Annotated in this window: 15 protein-coding genes and 2 pseudogenes; 14 read left to right on the top strand and 3 right to left on the bottom strand. The window is 67.2% G+C overall.

What is annotated here, in order from left to right; translation table 11 throughout:
• Positions 1 to 280 precede the first annotated feature (280 nt).
• The 4 genes from ACIBB8_RS35590 (at position 281) to ACIBB8_RS35605 (ending at position 5,310) form a co-directional block, all read left to right on the top strand.
• On the top strand, positions 281 to 652 hold the full coding sequence (locus tag ACIBB8_RS35590) for a VOC family protein (RefSeq protein WP_155058960.1): 372 nt from the start codon (positions 281 to 283) through the stop codon (positions 650 to 652).
• Positions 653 to 1,030: 378 nt separating this feature from the next.
• Positions 1,031 to 3,238 (top strand): telomere-associated protein Tap, encoded by a 2,208-nt coding sequence (gene tap / locus ACIBB8_RS35595; protein WP_398959282.1) that lies wholly within the window; start codon positions 1,031 to 1,033, stop codon positions 3,236 to 3,238.
• Between the two features lie 9 nt (positions 3,239 to 3,247).
• Positions 3,248 to 3,802, top strand: a complete 555-nt coding sequence (gene tpg / locus ACIBB8_RS35600; protein WP_398959284.1) for a telomere-protecting terminal protein Tpg — start codon at positions 3,248 to 3,250, stop codon at positions 3,800 to 3,802.
• 191 nt (positions 3,803 to 3,993) lie between these two features.
• On the top strand, positions 3,994 to 5,310 hold the full coding sequence (locus tag ACIBB8_RS35605; RefSeq protein ID WP_398959286.1) for a lipase: 1,317 nt from the start codon (positions 3,994 to 3,996) through the stop codon (positions 5,308 to 5,310).
• A 338-nt stretch (positions 5,311 to 5,648) separates the two neighbouring features.
• Here ACIBB8_RS35605 and ACIBB8_RS35610 read toward each other — a convergent pair whose 3' ends face one another.
• A complete protein-coding gene (locus ACIBB8_RS35610) occupies positions 5,649 to 6,515 on the bottom strand; it encodes an alpha/beta fold hydrolase (protein WP_398959288.1) in 867 nt (288 codons plus the stop codon).
• A 539-nt stretch (positions 6,516 to 7,054) separates the two neighbouring features.
• On the opposite strand from ACIBB8_RS35610, the gene ACIBB8_RS35615 reads away from it, so the two are divergent.
• The 5 genes and pseudogenes from ACIBB8_RS35615 to ACIBB8_RS35635 all read left to right on the top strand — a co-directional run bounded on the left by ACIBB8_RS35615 (position 7,055) and on the right by ACIBB8_RS35635 (position 10,158).
• Entirely contained in the window at positions 7,055 to 7,522 is a 468-nt protein-coding gene (locus tag ACIBB8_RS35615; protein WP_398959291.1) for a DUF1348 family protein, read from the top strand.
• A gap of 189 nt (positions 7,523 to 7,711) precedes the next feature.
• Positions 7,712 to 7,885, top strand: a complete 174-nt coding sequence (locus tag ACIBB8_RS35620) for a hypothetical protein (protein WP_398959293.1) — start codon at positions 7,712 to 7,714, stop codon at positions 7,883 to 7,885.
• A gap of 153 nt (positions 7,886 to 8,038) precedes the next feature.
• Complete coding sequence (locus tag ACIBB8_RS35625) at positions 8,039 to 8,953, top strand: SDR family oxidoreductase (protein ID WP_398959295.1); 915 nt, start codon at positions 8,039 to 8,041, stop codon at positions 8,951 to 8,953.
• Positions 8,954 to 9,017: 64 nt separating this feature from the next.
• Positions 9,018 to 9,260, top strand: a pseudogene (locus tag ACIBB8_RS35630) (IS5/IS1182 family transposase); the annotation flags it as partial.
• Between the two features lie 637 nt (positions 9,261 to 9,897).
• The gene (locus tag ACIBB8_RS35635) at positions 9,898 to 10,158 is read left to right on the top strand and encodes a hypothetical protein (RefSeq protein WP_398959297.1); all 261 of its coding nucleotides are present in this window, start codon (positions 9,898 to 9,900) and stop codon (positions 10,156 to 10,158) included.
• Positions 10,159 to 10,228: 70 nt separating this feature from the next.
• On the opposite strand, the gene ACIBB8_RS35640 is transcribed toward ACIBB8_RS35635, so the two are convergent.
• Positions 10,229 to 10,657: a DoxX family protein gene (locus tag ACIBB8_RS35640; RefSeq protein ID WP_398959306.1), complete on the bottom strand. Its 429-nt coding sequence runs from the start codon at positions 10,655 to 10,657 to the stop codon at positions 10,229 to 10,231.
• A 655-nt stretch (positions 10,658 to 11,312) separates the two neighbouring features.
• Between ACIBB8_RS35640 and ACIBB8_RS35645 the strand changes: the two are divergent.
• Positions 11,313 to 11,448 (top strand): annotated as a pseudogene (locus tag ACIBB8_RS35645) (IS5/IS1182 family transposase); the annotation flags it as partial.
• 30 nt (positions 11,449 to 11,478) lie between these two features.
• Here ACIBB8_RS35645 and ACIBB8_RS35650 read toward each other — a convergent pair.
• Entirely contained in the window at positions 11,479 to 12,546 is a 1,068-nt protein-coding gene (locus tag ACIBB8_RS35650) for a serine hydrolase domain-containing protein (protein ID WP_398959308.1), read from the bottom strand.
• Between the two features lie 771 nt (positions 12,547 to 13,317).
• Between ACIBB8_RS35650 and ACIBB8_RS35655 the strand changes: the two genes are divergently transcribed.
• From ACIBB8_RS35655 to ACIBB8_RS35670, 4 genes are all read left to right on the top strand, one after another.
• The gene (locus tag ACIBB8_RS35655) at positions 13,318 to 13,470 is read left to right on the top strand and encodes a hypothetical protein (protein WP_398959299.1); all 153 of its coding nucleotides are present in this window, start codon (positions 13,318 to 13,320) and stop codon (positions 13,468 to 13,470) included.
• A complete protein-coding gene (fabV, locus tag ACIBB8_RS35660) occupies positions 13,467 to 14,687 on the top strand; it encodes an enoyl-[acyl-carrier-protein] reductase FabV (protein ID WP_398959301.1) in 1,221 nt (406 codons plus the stop codon). Before ACIBB8_RS35655 ends, fabV begins: the two co-directional genes overlap by 4 nt.
• A gap of 135 nt (positions 14,688 to 14,822) precedes the next feature.
• Positions 14,823 to 14,975, top strand: a complete 153-nt coding sequence (locus ACIBB8_RS35665) for a hypothetical protein (protein ID WP_398959302.1) — start codon at positions 14,823 to 14,825, stop codon at positions 14,973 to 14,975.
• 407 nt (positions 14,976 to 15,382) lie between these two features.
• Positions 15,383 to 15,970 (top strand): N-acetylmuramoyl-L-alanine amidase, encoded by a 588-nt coding sequence (locus ACIBB8_RS35670; RefSeq protein WP_398959304.1) that lies wholly within the window; start codon positions 15,383 to 15,385, stop codon positions 15,968 to 15,970.
• Positions 15,971 to 16,097: the final 127 nt, after the last annotated feature.

Consider the following 16,097-nt stretch of genomic DNA (forward strand, 5'->3'; position numbering starts at 1 on the left):
TTGGTGGTGCTGGTCATGCCGGGGGATGCTCCTGTCTCGCCCATCCAGGCTAACCGGAGAACCCCGGTGCCTCAGTCGAGGCTGTCAGGAAGGGCCGGGACGCGCTCGTTCTCCTGCGCCAGCACCGGCTGTCCTGTCCCAGATAACTGTTGGCATGGTGCGGCCCTGACCTGCTGTGCTTACGGGTGAGCGGAACGAACGCGCCCTCCCCGTCCCGCTCAACCGTAGGCAGCCGCCTCTGTGGCGTGCTTGGGAGTCCACTGATCGGCTCGGAGGTCTCATGCCCCTGCAGATGGAATTGGTCGCGATAACACTCGATTGCCCTGATCCGCTGGCTCTGGCGGCGTTCTATCAGCAGGCCACCGGCTTTGAACCGCACCCGAAGTCGGACGCTGAGTTCGCCGGTCTCAATCGTGAGGACGGCCTCTTCATCGGCTTCCAGCGAGTCGAGGACTACCGGGCTCCGAGTTGGCCTGGCCAGATCGTTCCCCAGCAGCTTCACATCTGCTTCAAGGTCGCGGAGAGCCTGGACGAGGCCGAGGCCCGGCTGCTGGAGCTGGGTGCGGGCAAGCCGGATCACCAGCCGCATGGGGACAAGGCGCGGGTCCTCACCGACCCTGCTGGGCATCCCTTCTGCATCGTCACGCGCTGATTGGCGTTCTCGCGGCAATGAGTGTGGCTATGCCGTCGGGGTTGCCGAGCCGATACTCGATCTCCGCAGCCGATGACTTGACGGTTTTCGTGAGCCAGACGCGGCTGGTATCCCGGCGCTCAGGCCGTACGGACTCGAACCGGACCGGCCAAAGACGCCCCAAAGACCCCCGTTGCACAAGACCGGAACACTCCAGAACTTGCCCACACAAGACCGGAACTGCCTACACATCGCAGAGACAGGACAACGGGACAACTGCGAGAGATCAATCCGGTTCGTGCGCAGCGGACAGTCAACCTCTCCGCGAGACAGGTCAAATGTACGCGCATTGTACGTGAAATGTGCGTTTCTTGCTGTAGGATGGGACCGGAGGTGTCCATGTCCGAGTTGTTCGACGCGATCGACGCGCTGATCGCGTCCGCTTCCCCGCTGCCCCCGCCCGCCGAGCGGGAGCGCCTGCGCAAAGCCCATGGGCTGACCCAGGACCAGGTCGCCAAGGCGCTCAAGGTGCGCCGGCCGACCGTGGTGTCGTGGGAGAACGGGAAGACCGAACCACGACCGCCGCAGCGCGAGGCGTACGCCCGGCTGCTGGAGAAGCTTGCCGAGCTCTACCCGGCCGACGCCGTCGTGTCCGGTCAGGTCGTGTCTCCCGGAACGGTGAGCACCGCTACGGAAGCTCGCCCGCTGCCCCCCGGGCCGGCCACCGAACCCGACACCACGCCGCAGTCCGTCCCGGCCCCGACTTCAACGGTGGGCGCCCGTCCGGACCGTTCGGCGAGCATCACCCCACCGATGTCGCGGCGCCCGGTCGTACGGAGGGCCACCCCGAAGCGGGCCCCCGCCCCAGCCGCCGCAGATCCGGGCTACGCAAACGGTCCGCTCGGTGTCCTGGACGGCGACGGCTCGCTGTACTGCGTCGGCGGACTCGTCCTCGACTGTCCCGCCAGGACCATTCCCGCGCTGGTCGACTGGACTCTCGCCGACGCGCACCTGGGCGCGCCGCGCCTGCACCCGTCCGGCAAGGACGCCGACCCTCTGATCGTCCTCACCGGCGCGGCTGCCGAACGGCTCGGGCTCCCCGAGCGCCTTGAGGACCGGCGCGGCCTGCGGCTGCCCGAAGACCACAAGGTCGTCAAGCAGATCACCAGGGCGAAGTGGAAGCTGACCCGGCGCGGGTTCGGTCCCTGGGCGCGGATCTACCGCCCTGCCACCGGCGGGCAACGCCAGTGTGTGCAGTTCGCGATCCTGCCCTGGGGCGCACTCGACGCCCGCTCCTGGGGCCACACCGCCCAGCTGGACCCGGCCGGCATCGCCCATGTACTCGGCACCTACGCGACTCGCGTCATCACCCCCCGCGGCTCCACTGCCGTTTCCGGCTTGGAGACGATGACTGCGCTGCGCCCACCGACCCGCGCTGTACGGAACGAGGACACCGGCACCTGGGTGTCCGGGTCGGTGCCCGGCTCCCTCACCGACCCGGTCGACCCGGCACCGGTGGAAGCGCCGGACGAGCACCCGGTCGTCGCCGCCCTCTACCCACGCACCCATCAACGCACCCCGGGGGAGGTCCTGGACGAGGAGGCGTACGACTGGACCCGTGACCCGCAACTGCTCACCGACACAGAGTGCACCAGGACGTTCGCAGTCGGCATCGACGTCAACACCGCGTTCCTCGCCGCCGCGAACCGGCTCGTTGTCGGCCTGGGCGCACCGGTCCACGTCACGGCCCCAGCGTTCGACAAGAAGACGCCCGGAAGCTGGCTGGTCGACCTCTCCGGCATCGAGCTGGACCCGCGCCTGCCCAGCCCGTTCACACCGCACGGAACCCGCCCGGAAGGCCCGGCCTGGTACGCGACACCGACCCTCGCCTACGCCGCCGAGCTCATCGACACCTACGAGCTGCCGGTGGCCATCCGGCCATTGGAAGGGTGGATCCGCACCGAGTCCGGTCCGTACCTGGACCCCTGGTACAAGCGTCTTGCCGAGGCGTACAAGCAGACGATGGCGGACCTGGGCGTTGTCCCAGGCATGACCGAGACCGAGTTCCTCGCCGCAATGGTGACGCACAAGCAGACCGACCCGGGCCTGGCTGCGGTCCTGTCCGCCATCAAGTCGACGGTCAAGGGCGGCATCGGCAAGCTGCGCGAGCGTCCCCAGGGCACCGGGTACAAGTTCGGCGAGCGGTGGCCCGCACTGGAGCGTTCGACGTGGCGCCCCGACATCCGTGCCGCTGTCATCTCCGCCGCCCGCGTCAACATGCACCGCAAGGTGGTGAAGACGGCGTTGGCGACGCAGACCGCTCCGCCCCCCGTGGGGCACCTGATGCTGGGGGAGGACGCGTTGCTCCCGATCGCGCTGCTGTCGGACTGTGCCGTCTACCTCTCCGACGGGCCGTCCCCGCTTGACGTCCTGCCGCACACCGCCGATGGGAAGCCGGCCCCGGGTACGTTCCGGCTTGGTGTGTCCCCGGGGATGGTCAAGCACGAGGGCACTCAGGAAATGCTGTGGGCTGTGCAGATGCTCGACGAAGGACACAATCCGGCCCGCCACATCAAGGGAACCGACGCCGCGATCGGCGGAGAGTAGGAGCGCTCGGTGGGCATCATCGGAGACAGTCTTGACAAAGCCGCAGCTGACACCGCCACCCGCCCCATCCCCAAGGGGGCGCCCGCGCAGATGCGGTTCCTGGTCAAGCAGTACAAGGGCACCCGGGCCGTGGCCGAGCTGCTGGACATTTCCCAGCGCACCGTCGAACGGTACGTCAAGGGCCAGTTCAAGAAGCCGCATGCGGGCCTCGCGGCCCGGCTTGCCCGTGAGGTCCGCATGCGGTGGCAGCCGCGAGTGAAGGAGAAGGCGAAGAAGCAGGCCGCCACCTCCACCGGCATCGTGGTGGAGACGAGGGCGAGGTTCGGGTTCACCGCAGCGCCCGGCACCACGGACGACGGGCGCATCCGCCTGATCACTCAGCACCTCCCGCCCGAGTACGCCGCCCGCCTCTTCGACGCCCAGGCTGCCGGCGCCACGGACGAGCAGCTCCAGGCTGTCGTCGCCGAAGGACTCCAGGAGCAGTACTTCAAGGACCGCGGCCGCCGCGCCGACGGCCTCCTGGTTGAGTTCACCGACATCGACTACGTCGAGCTCGACTTCTGACACGGCCGCGCCCGGCCATGCGAAGGCGCGAATGTGACTGCTGGGGTGTCGAGTCCGCACGCCTCAGGTGGTGATGGCCGTCGGAGGGGGGCAAAGCGAACGGGGGCATGCACCAGGAAGGCCCGGGGGCTTGCGCCAGTGCGTCGAGGTTTGTCCCAGGTGAGGCTGAACTAGCCTTTGTTGAGCCACGCTTGGAGGAACTCGTGGTCATCCCCGCCTCACCCTCGTCGCGCAGTGAAACCCGGTACCGCGGCGGTCTCCGGGCGGCCGTGGCAGCCGTCTGCTGCGGCCTGCTGCTGAGCGGGCCGGCCGTTGCCATCGCCACCACTGTTCCCGCCGCTCATGCCCAGACGCAGGCGCGGCACGAAGAGCAGGGCCGGGGCTCGCTGGTCTCCGCCGAGAAGCTGTACACGCTCGCGACCCCGCAGGCCGTGACCGCGGAGCTGGGCGCGGCTGGGTTCGAAAACGACGCCGTCCGGTACGGCGTGGTCGCGTACCGGCTGGTCTACCGGACCGTCGATCCATACGGACGTCTCACCACGGCGAGCGGGCTGTTCGTGCTGCCGCTCACCAGTGAGGGACGGTTGCAGGCGGTCTCCTTCGCCCACGGTACTGGCAGTCACAAGGACGATTCCCCGTCCATGCGGCGCGGCGGGTTCGTGTCCGCGCCGGTGATAGCGCACGCGGCGGCCGGTGCCGCAGGGGTCGCGCCCGATTATCTGGGGATGGGCACGGGACCCGGTTTGCACCCCTGGATGGACATCGGTTCCGAGACCACGGCATCCCTGGACATGCTGCGGGCGGCCCGCGCCTTCGCGCCCCGCACCGGACATGCGCTGGAGCGCGAGGTCATGGTCACCGGCTTCTCGCAGGGAGCCTCGGCAGCTCTGGGTCTCGGCCGGGCACTGGATGCGGGGGAGGACCACTGGTTCCGGATGGGCGCGCTGGCACCCGTCAGCGGCGCGTACGACTTCGGCGGCGCGGAGTTGCCCGCGCTGCTCGAGGGCAGGCTCGAACCCAAGTCCAGTGTGCTGTACGCGGCGTACACCCTGGTGGCGTTCAACAGGCTCCACCACATCTACGACAGCCCTGGCGAGGTCTTCCGAGCCCCTTATGACAGCACCGTCGAGGCGCTCTTCGACGGCGCCCACACCGGGGAGCAGCTGATGCGGGGCACCCCGGGTGCTCTGGACGAGCTGCTGACCGAGCACGGCCGCGAGCTGCTTGCGCATCCGGCGGGGCAGATGGCGGCGGCGCTGCGCACAACCGACGCCGTATGCACCGACTGGGCCCCCCGTACCCCGGTCCGGCTCTACATGGCGAGCGGGGACGAGCAGGCCGTCACCGCCAACACCGCGCACTGCCAGGCGGCTCTGCTCAGGAACGGCGTGGCCGCCCCGGTCGCCGATCTCGGCGATGTCGACTACCACGGATCCCGTCACCTGGGGTCCAATGTCGCGGCCACGTCGGCGATCGTGCGCTGGTTCAGTGAATTGCGCCGGCAGTGACCGGAACGTGGGAACCGCAGCCGGTGACAACTGCCGTGCCGCCCGAACCGGTGGTGACAAGCAGCGTGCTGCCCCGGTGACAATCACCGTGCCTCGGCGTCGGTATATCGGCCGCTCTCGTCGGTGACAAGCAGCCTGCTTCGGTACAAGGAGGGGATCCGGTGGGTCCCGGCGCACCTGCGCCTCTCGATGTGCGCCCGCTCGGTCGAGGGTTCGCCGACTGGGGGAGGAGCAGGAATTAATGAAGGTCGGCGTCGGGTGGATCGCCCGGGCCTTCGCCGAACTGCGTGGGTGACCTGGAAATCGCCGGCGGGGTCCCGTACATCGCCCCGATGTGGCTATGCGAGTACTTTTCCGAGGAATTCTCGGATGTTCGCCGTAATGACGTCGAGGTGGCTCTCCAGCGCGAAATGTCCGGTGTCGAGGTGGTGAATTTCTGCGTGCGGCAGGTCGCGCAGGAACGCGGTGGCGCCGTCGGGGCCGAAGATTTCGTCGCCTGCACCCCAGAGTGCAAGAAGCGGGACCTGGCTGGTGCGGAAGTACGCCTGAACGGCTGGATAGAGCTCGACGTTGGTCGGGTAGTCGCGAAACAGCCGCAATTGGATTTCGTCATTGCCGGGGCGGTCCAGCAAAGCCTGGTCGAGCGTCCATGTGTCGGGGCTGATCAGACTGGGATCCGAAACTCCGTTCAGATACTGCCAGCGGGTGCTCTCCAGAGTCAGGGCGGCACGCACGCCCCTCTCGGTGTCCGCGTCGGGGTTGGCGGCGTACGCGAAGAGGCCGTCCCAGAATGCCGCGACGAAGCCTTCCTGGTAGGCGTTTCCGTTCTGCGTGATGATCGCGGTGATGCTGTCCGTTGCCCGCAGTGCCAGGCGCCAGGCAACCGGGGCACCGTAGTCCTGGACGTATACGGCATAGCGTTCGATGTGCAAACGATCGAGGAGGCCGGCGGTGATGTCAGTGAGGGCTTCGAAGCTGTAGGGGAACTCCTCAGGTGACGGCGCGGAAGAGAACCCAAAGCCGATGAAGTCCGGTGCGATGAGGTGATAGCGGTCCGCCAGGGCAGGTATGAGGTGGCGGAACATGTGCGAGCTGGCGGGGAACCCATGCAGGAGCACGACTGCAGGCGCTCGTTGCGATCCAGCCTCCCGGTAGAAGATATTCTGCCCCTCGATCTCTGCAGTCCGGTGATGCACGGATGTCATGACCGTTCCGATCGTTCATGGGTCGGCGGCTGCTTGCGCCCTTGTGTGCAATGAAGGCAGTGGATTGGGGACCAGTGACGCAACTGTGTCCGCTGGAGCCTTTAGGGCCGGGAAGACGGTGGCCGCCGCCTTGAGGTGTTCGAGCCGGTCCTGGAAGGCGCCGCTCGCAATACATCGAGCGTAGAGCTGGACGGTGGGGGTGTACTGGCCGGGCGGGCACCCACTGACGTTGGTGAACGCAGCCGTTTTCAGGTCTTGGGGGCGCGAAGTTTTCGGTCGTACGGCCCGCTGAAAACACCACAAACAGTAGTATAAGTGCCCGTTGGGGTCGGGCATGGAAGCGCCGGCCGGAACGACGTATGTCCTGGGATCAACCAGGATCGGAGAGCCCGCACGACGACAGTCAGGTGGTGTCGCCGAGACCGGCCGGCGTGACGTTCGTGCCACGAATCGCCATGCGAGAGGGGCCGGACGTCTGGCAGGCATGTACAGGCGGCCCTGGCGTCGATGTCGGAGTGCCCAGTCCCGAAGGAGCAGTCATGACCGCGCGCCCGCCCTTTCCCCCGTTCACACGGGAGACCGCAATCGAGAAGGTCCGTCAGGGGGAAGACGGCTGGAACACACGCGACCCGGAGAAGGTCGCCCTGGCCTACTCAGAGGACTCACGCTGGCGCAATCGGGCGGAGTTCGTGACAGGACGCGACGAGATCGTCGCGTTCCTGAAGCGCAAGTGGACCCGCGAGGTCGACTACCGGCTGATCAAGGAACTGTGGGCGTTCGACGGCAACCGGATCGCGGTGCGGTTTGCGTACGAGTCGCACGACGACTTCGGCAACTGGTACCGGTCGTACGGCAACGAGAACTGGGAGTTCGACGAGAACGGGTTGATGACAGTACGGCACGCCTGCATCAATGACCTGCCGATCAAGGAAGCGGATCGCAAGTACCACTGGCCGCTCGGTCGCCGCCCGGACGACCACCCCGGTCTCAGTGATCTCGGATTCTGATCCCAGAGCTACGGACGAGCCAGGGCTGCCGCAGTGAGCTGATGGGTACGGGATCGGAGCCTGACACCGAGGTCGAAGGCACGAAGCTGCACAGCTTGCCGGACCTCCAGCGGGGCCGTGTCACCAAAGGGGTGCGACGGCCCACGTCGAACAAGGGGAAGCGACACTCCACTGCGGCTGCAGCGTTCGTTGTTCGTCTCGGCCTGCCTGTGCGCCGGGTTGCTGAGGCGCGGCACCCTTGCCTCGGTCCTGGAGGACATCGCGACCAACGGTTACCCGGCCCCGGAGGCGGGCGTGCTGTGGGAGGCCGCCCGCGATGCGCACCTCGCCACCCTCGCCGACAAGCGGGTCCGTGTCGCTTGAACACGGACCGCAGCGCTCCCGCGGCATCACGGTGAAGCACGCGCCCACGCAGCCTGGGGAAAACACGACAAAAGGTGTCTGGTTTCTGCGCAACCATCCTGTCGGCGGTGCTCGCACGGGCGCCGGCGCAGCGCGTAACACGGAAGGACACGCATGTCAGCAACACTGGACGGAAAGGTCGCTCTCGTCGCAGGGGCGACGCGGGGAGCCGGCAGGGCGATCGCGGTGGAACTCGGCGCGGCTGGGGCTACCGTCTACGTAACTGGCCGTAGCACACGGGGGCAACGCTCGGAGTACAACCGCCCCGAGACCATCGAGGACACCGCCGATCTCGTGACCGAGGCGGGAGGCCGCGGCATTGCGGTCCCGACCGACCACTTGGTTCCTTTGCAGGTCCGAAGCCTGGTGGATCGCATTGCATCCGAACAAGGCCGGCTGGACATCCTGGTCAACGACATCTGGGGTGGTGAACTTCTCTTCGAATGGGACACCCCCGTGTGGGAGCACGACCTGGACAAGGGACTGCGGCTGCTCCGGCTCGCGGTGGAGACCCACGCAATCACCAGCCATCACGCTCTTCCCCTCCTCCTGCGGAATGACGGGGGACTGGTGGTCGAGATGACCGACGGCACCGCCGAGTACAACCGGGACAGTTACCGGGTGTCGTTCTTCTACGATCTTGCCAAGGCCGCGGTGCTGCGCATGGCCTTTGCGCTGGGGCACGAACTCGGTCCGCGGGGTGGCACAGCAGTGGCACTGACGCCCGGGTGGATGCGTTCGGAGATCATGCTCGACCACTTCGGCGTGACCGAGGAATCGTGGCATGACGCGCTGGAGCGCGAGCCGCACTTCTGCATCTCCGAGAGTCCGTTTTACGTCGGGCGAGCCGTCGCTGCCCTGGCCGCCGATCCCCAGGTGAGCCGTTGGAACGGGCAGTCCTTGTCCGCCGGTCAGCTCGCCCGGGTCTACGGCTTCACCGACGTTGACGGCAGCCGGCCAAACGCCTGGCGGTACATCGTCGAGGTTCAGGACGCGGGCAAGCCTGCCGACGCCACCGGATACCGCTGAACCGCAATCAGCTCTCGCGGATCGGCTCCGTGCCGAAGGCTCCGGCACGGAATCGGGGGCACTCCGGATCGCCGCCGATCGGCCGTACTATTCCGGGAAACATCGCCAGCACGGGATGAACGTTCAGGTCAGCGCCCATCCGTTCGGCCGTCCGCTGTGCGCCTCGTCGCCCGGCGCGGGCCATGGTATCCGCGCAGCCCGTACCCACGGCATCATCGGCTCCCTGGCCCCCGCGGACATCCCGTGCGGCGCGGAAAGGGAATACCGGGGTGCAGGAGGTATCATCCGCGTTCCGTCCCGCGGACGTTCGGAGTGGGGGAGAGGCTCACGAACGCGTGATCGGCTGCGCTGAACGCGGCGAGGCAGCCGGAGCCGAAGACGCCACGCTCACACCGGGGGCCAACGGCGGGAGCAGCGTCAGCCAACTCGTCATCCGCTGCTCCAGCCGTTGCCCCGTATCCCCAAGAACCTCCCGCAGAATGATCAATGGAGTGATCGGGTCCAGTTCGGTGTCAGGTTCATCAGGTCGCGAAGGTAATGGAATGGCGCGGGGGGATGAGGTGGAAAGGCAGCGACGGCCGGTGCGACGTGATCGAGCCGCTCCAGACGAAGGACCAGCGCCGCACGAGCCACCCAGATTGCATACCTCTGAACGATCGGCGGAGTTTCAGGGGATTCTGTTCCTGCCGCACACGGAGATTTCCTGGGAGTATCTGTTACAAGAGTGGGGTTCCGGCTCGGGGACAGCCTGCTGATGACGTCCACCTTCACCAAAGAGCACACGGAACCTGCCGAGTACTGCGCCACCCGCACCGATCACCGTTCTCGAGCTCACCCCACCCCACCCCTCGCCACCGTGGCCGCCTGCACCCTCTCAGGGCGGCCGCCGCCTCGCCGACCCGAGCGGCCGCACCGTCGTCGTCACCGTCCACCAGGAGCAGCCCATGACCACCGAGCAGGAAGCCCGCGACGCCATCCACCACGCCTTCGGCGAGACGGCACGCGCCGAAATCGAGACCTTCCCGGCAGGGAACCTCTCCATCACCATCACCAAGGGCAAGCACGCCGCAACCATCGACGGGCATCCTGAAAGCGGCTGGGGCTGGACCGTCGACCCGTGCGAGGACGACGGCTTCAGCGGTCACGAGAACGTTGCGACCACGCTCGACGAGGCGCTCGCCAACGTGCGTGCCGCACTGATCTGACCTGGACGAAAGAGGCACGCATGGCAACGTTCGAAGGCCAACGGGCCCGCGCCTCAGCGAAACGGCCAGGCTAGAGGATCAGCACGATGGCGGCGCCAATGCCGCCGAGACACAGAGCGAAACCTGCCTCGCGCCAGCCGCCCTTTCCCCAGCGGAAGGGGTGGTCGAGGGCGAGCCGCCCTGGGCCGGTGGCAGCGATGCCCAGTGCAACGACGGCGATGCACAGGTTGTACTCCACGCCGCCTTGGACGTCCCACAGACTGTGTGGCGCGGTAACGGTCACCATGGCATTGATCATCACACCGATCAGGGCAGCCGCTGCCAGTGGCGTGAGCAGCCCCAGAGCCAGGCCGACGCCTCCCAGAAACTCGGAGCCGCCGCCGATGACGGCGTAGACGTTTCCAGGGTGATATCCCAGCGCGGCGAATCCCTTGCCCGTGGCAGTGAGGCCTTCGCCACCGAATAGGCCGAAGAGCTTTTGGGAGCCGTGACCTGCCATCAGCAGGCCGAACGTGATCCTGATGAGGAGCAGGCCGCAGTCGCCCGCTGACACTGCCGACCGCGCCGGAACGTGGGCCGGAGGTTCGGGGGAGGCGCGCAGCCGCTCAGGGATGTAGTTCACCGGGAACTCTCCTCTGCCCCGAGATCCCGGGACGGTGCCGAGGGACCACCACGGAAGCAGCAGGGCGGGCTGTCCAGTCACCATGACGCCTTCAAGGCATGCCATGCCGGAACTCAGCCAGAACTGGAGAACAGCGGGATCACTGCCGACGTTCGCGCGTCAGTCCGGTCAGGCCGCCGGTCGCTCTCGATATGAGTGTGTGACATCGGCTTTCTTCCATGATGGCCTCTTTCCCCGTTCCGCGCCGACCGCGCGGCAGGGAGGGGGCACGCACTACCTGCGACGTGCTGTACCGCAGGCCGGGCCGGTGCCGCTGTGCCGGATGCCAAGGGTGCTGCCGTCCCGGCACGCTCTGCATCACGGGCGCTGCCTACAGAGCGCGCACGGTGGAATTCGCTCCGGTTTGCGCGATCCTCCTGCGGGACGTCCGCCGACAGTTTTGATCCGCGTTCGCCTGCGGACGAGAAAGCCTCCAGGAACTGCCCCGTTTGCCGCTACTGGCGAACAGGACCTCTTCACGGCACGCTGTGCCCGCAGGAAAGAAGTCGAGCGGCTGATCAACCGGTTGAAGATCTTCCGGGCCGTGGCCACGCGTTGCGACAAAGAGGGCGTACGTCTTTCACGGCGCCGTGACCGCTGCTGTCGTACGTCTCTGGCTCCGCTCCTGACGCGCAGGCCCGGTCCCTCACAGGCGCGGTTCAGCGGCACAGGGCCGTGTCCACGACACTCTCGACACGCTTCATGGCTGTCTTGTCGGTCGGCTGGATGGTCACCGCGACGTTGGCGGCGCGGCCGTCGTCGGTGACGCCGCCCCGGGTCTCGTATCCCGGGAAGCTACCGCCGTGGCCCCAGGAGACACCGCCGCACGACAGCGGCGTGCTCACGAGCCCCAGCCCGTAACGCGCGCCGGAGGCAAAGGGGGGCCCGGCGGGGACGGTGGTACGCATCTGGGCGAGCTGGGCTGCCGGGAGGAGGCGGCCGCCCAGGAGCGCGGTGAAGAACCGGTTGAGGTCGGAGTTGGTGGAGATGATCTGACCTGCCGCCCAGGCCCAGGAGGGGTCCATTTCCGTGACGTCGCTCAGAGGTGCGCCTGCTGAATCCTGGTAGTAGCCCTGGGGATGAGGTTCTCGGATGGTCATGTCACCGGGGGCGGGGAAATAGGTGTGGCGCAGCCCGATGCGTTTGATGATGCGCTGGTCCATCTCCTCGGCGAGGGGGCGGCCGGTGACCTGCTGGATGATCAGGCCGGCCAGCACGTAGTTCGTGTTGCTGTACTCCCATTTCGTCCCGGGGGCGAAGTCGGCCTTGTGCTGGAGAGCGATGTCGAGGAGCTCGCGGGGTTCGAAGTACCGTGGCTGAAGGTCGTAGTTGAGGTAGTTGGGAAGTCCGCTGGTGTGCTGTAGGAGTTGACGGACGGTGATGCGGCGTCCGTCGATCCCCTCCCCGCGGACGAGGCCTGGCAGGTAGGTGTCGACCGGGGCGTCGAGGCCGATCTTCCCCTCACCGACCAGTTGCAGCACGACCACCGCAGTGAACGTCTTGGTGTTGCTGCCGATCCGCACCTGACCGTCCCTGGGCACCTTCGCGCCGGTGGCCAGGTCGCCGACCCCTGCGGTGTAAGTCCGGGTGCGGCCTTCGCGGTCCTGGACGCTCGCCAGCGCGGCGGGCAGGCCGTCGGTGTGCACCAGCGCGTTCAGGCCTTGCTGGACGGTGCCCGGCCTGGCGGCGGCAAAGGCCGCGGGCGGCGCCAGGGCACCCATCGTCATGACGCCGACGGCCACCGCGGCCGCGGCCGGCACGGCTCTGCGCCGACCGTCCCGCTGCCGCCTGGACGAAAGGGACCTCTGCTGTGCCTGCTCGCGCACGAGTCAACTCCTCGGGAATCATTGGGAAACCAGCGGCAAGTGCCGGGTCCAGCATTTCCGGATGCGGCAGTCCGGGGCGATCCCGCTACCTGCCCGCTCCAGGTAGGGCTAACCCCCTGGCGCACCCAGCCGATGGGGAAACAGGGCGGGACGCCCTGGCCGCAGAGGCGGCGTCAGGAGAGCAGATGCGACAGAGTCTGTAGCGCCGACGCCGACCCGCCAGACTCGCCTTGGACCGGCCACTCGGCTCCCCGTACTCAACTGGCCAAGTGCAACGCTCAGTGGCGAAGCGGAACAATCAGTCACACCGCTTGACCTCGCGTAGTGATACGTGTCGCGCAATAAATCGAATATCTGATCCGATGTAGTGATGGAGTCCATCACCTTCCCCCCCCGAACTGGTGCAGGCTTACCGCGACTGGAACTCCGCGTAGCAAGCGCTCGCCGCGCCTCACCCCCGCAACCGCATCTCGCTGCGCCGTCGCCTGCTGCACCTGTCCGCCCGGATCCAGTGACATCCCTTCTGGACCTCCGATCCCGGCCGGAGCACCGAGGTCCGGATGCCCGGACGTTCACGGAGGTCCTTGCGGCAGTCACGGGCAGGCGGTGACCGAGTGCTCGGAGTCCTATCGGGTGCCGGTGCCGGGTGTGACCGGTCTGTCCCTGCTTGCAATGGTGGAAACTCTCCAAGGTCGCCTCATCATTACTGTCCCCGACAAGGTGACCGCCCGGGGCCGCACGGTCCGAGACTTGCAGCACGCGGTGAGCGCTCTGGTGGTCGCCGCACCCCTGGACATGTCGACCGGCAAGGACAACCCCTCATGACCGAACGCATCGTCAGTTCCCGCTCCCGCGGCTTCCTGTTCCTCGACTCACACCCTGCCGGCTGTACCCGGCTCGTCCAGGACATGTGGCAGGCCGTCCCCGAACCGGCGCAGGAGGGTCATACGGATGCGGACGAGGCACCCGTCGCGCTTGTGATCGGCTCGTCCGCCGGGTACGGGCTGGCCGCCACCATCGCAGGACTCGCCAGGGCCGGCATCCGGGGCGTCGGCGTGTCCTTCGAGAAGGCGCCCGGCCGCCGAACCGCAACGGCCGGCTGGTACCGGACTGCCGCAACGGCCGAGCTGGCCGTGAAGCACGGGCGGGACTTCGTGTTCCTCAACGGCGACGCGTTCTCCGACACCCTGAAGGACCAGGTCGCCGACCTCCTCGACGAGCGGTTCGGAGGGAAGCTCGACTACCTCGTCTATTCCGTTGCAGCCCCCCGCCGCACCGATCCCGATACCAGTGTCACGTACGCGTCCGTGCTCAAGCCGATCGGTGAGGTGTACCGCACCAAGACCCTTGTCTTCGACGGCGATGGGGCACCCGAAGTCACGACAGTCGAGACCGGGCCGGCCGAGGGCGACGACATCGAGCAGACTGTTGCCGTCATGGGCGGCACGGACTGGGCCCGCTGGATCGACCACCTCTCCGGGCGCGACCTGTTGGCACAAGGGTTCGCCACTGTCGCCCTGTCCTACATCGGGTCGCCACTGACCGCCGCGATCTACCGGCAGGGCACCATCGGCGCGGCCAAGGCCCATCTGGAACAGACCGCCCGCGACCTGAACGACCGGCTCGTCAAGGAGGTCGACGGCCGAGCCCTGACCTCAGTCAACGGGGCCGCAGTCACCCAGTCCAGCACGGCCATTCCCGGCATCGCGCTCTATGTCGGGTTGTTGCGCGGTGTCCTCGAAGACGCCATGGTCCCGCCAATCGCCCAGCTCACTCAACTCTGGGACCAACTCACCGGCACCGCGCCTCTCGACCTCGACGACGAGGACCGCATCCGCCTCGACACCTGGGAGCTGACCCCTGCCGTCCAAGAGGCCGTCGCCGGGCGTTGGAAGACCGCCACGACGGAGAACATCCCGACCCTTGCCGCCCTGGACTGGTTCACCGTCCAGGTGCAGCAGCTCTACGGCTTCGCCGTGCCCGGCATCGACTACGCCGCGCCCGTCGAGATCGACGTCCCTTGGCCCCAGTGCACCTCCTGAGAGGCATTCTCTTTTCCCGAACCTGATATACGGGTTTCCGCAGGTCAGACGTAATGCCCGTGCTGTTCGGGCAGGCTGGGCCCGTCTGGTTCGTCCTGGAGGGCGTGGAGGTCGCGGATGTCGTCGATGCGGGCAGTGCTCAGGAGCCGTGAGAAGGCTGCTCTGGTGCCGGTGGAGGAACTGCGGGCCGAGTTCGAGCGGGTGAGGGCAGCCCTCGCGGAGGCGGAGGAGGTGCGCACCCTCGGCCCCTTGGCGGGAGCTGGTGGGTGTATCGGCATGCTCGCCTGACTGCAGTAACCCGCCGCGCGCAGCGAACCTTCTGTGGCAAAGCTATTGGCCATACGCGCTCCCGCCGTCCACTCGGCGAAAGACTAAAGAAGGTTTTTCCTGTGCGTTTGTACCGAATAGTACTGTGGCTCACGATTCCTATGGCACTTCCTTTCGTGGCGGCACCGGCCGGGGTGACGACGGCCGGTGCCGTCGGAGGGACGATGCCGGGAGGTCCTCTCTCGCTTTCGGTGTGGCGGGACGGATCACTGCCGGAGTCGGCTATCGAAGCCGCGCGGGTGTTCCCAGCCCTCGGAGTGACAGCAGTGATCTTCCCCCATGCAGCTCCTCGGCCCGCTATCGTGTCGCGGACCCAATGGCAAGCCGACGAGACTCGGCGCGACCCCCATGCCCACTACGCGGAAGGGGTGGCGGCGGTCTTCATCCATCACACCGACACCCCCAACGGCTACGACTGCGCGGACGTCCCGCGTACCCTGCGCAATCTGTATACGGGCCAGACCCGTGACCGGCGATGGGGAGACCTCGGCTACAACTTCCTCGTCGACAAATGCGGCACCATTTACGAAGGCCGTGCAGGCGGTGCGGACCGTCCCGTCATCGGCTCCCATACTATCGGGTTCAACCAAGGCACTGTGGGGATCGCGGCGATTGGCACCTTCGGAAGGGGGACGCCAGTGCCCGCAGCCATGGAGCATGCGATCGCGGCCCTCGCAGCCTGGAAACTCAGCCTGCGCGGCATCGACCCCACCAGCAAGGTGCGGCTCACGTCCACGAATGACAAGAGCCGTTACACGAAAGGGACTTCAGCCGAATTCGATGCCATTTCCGGCCACCGCGACGGCTATGCCACTGACTGCCCGGGGGAAGCGCTTTTCGCTCGACTCCCTGCGATCCGTACCATGGCTGCCGGCCTCCAGGGCAGGTCCCCACGAGCATCCTCTGGTGCCGGGCTCCCCTTGGGCTTGCAGAGCCTCCACCGAGGCGTTAAGTGACGGTTCATCAGAACCCGGTAGACATGAAATGTGGCTCTTCGGTCGCTTCCGTGGGCGGGGTTATGCGGTTTGACGGCTTGGTAGGTGGGGGCGGTGTCCGCCGAGGGTGAGCATGGCGAGGGCGATG

This window comes from Streptomyces sp. NPDC051286 (assembly GCF_044455345.1).
Taxonomy (GTDB): domain Bacteria; phylum Actinomycetota; class Actinomycetes; order Streptomycetales; family Streptomycetaceae; genus Streptomyces.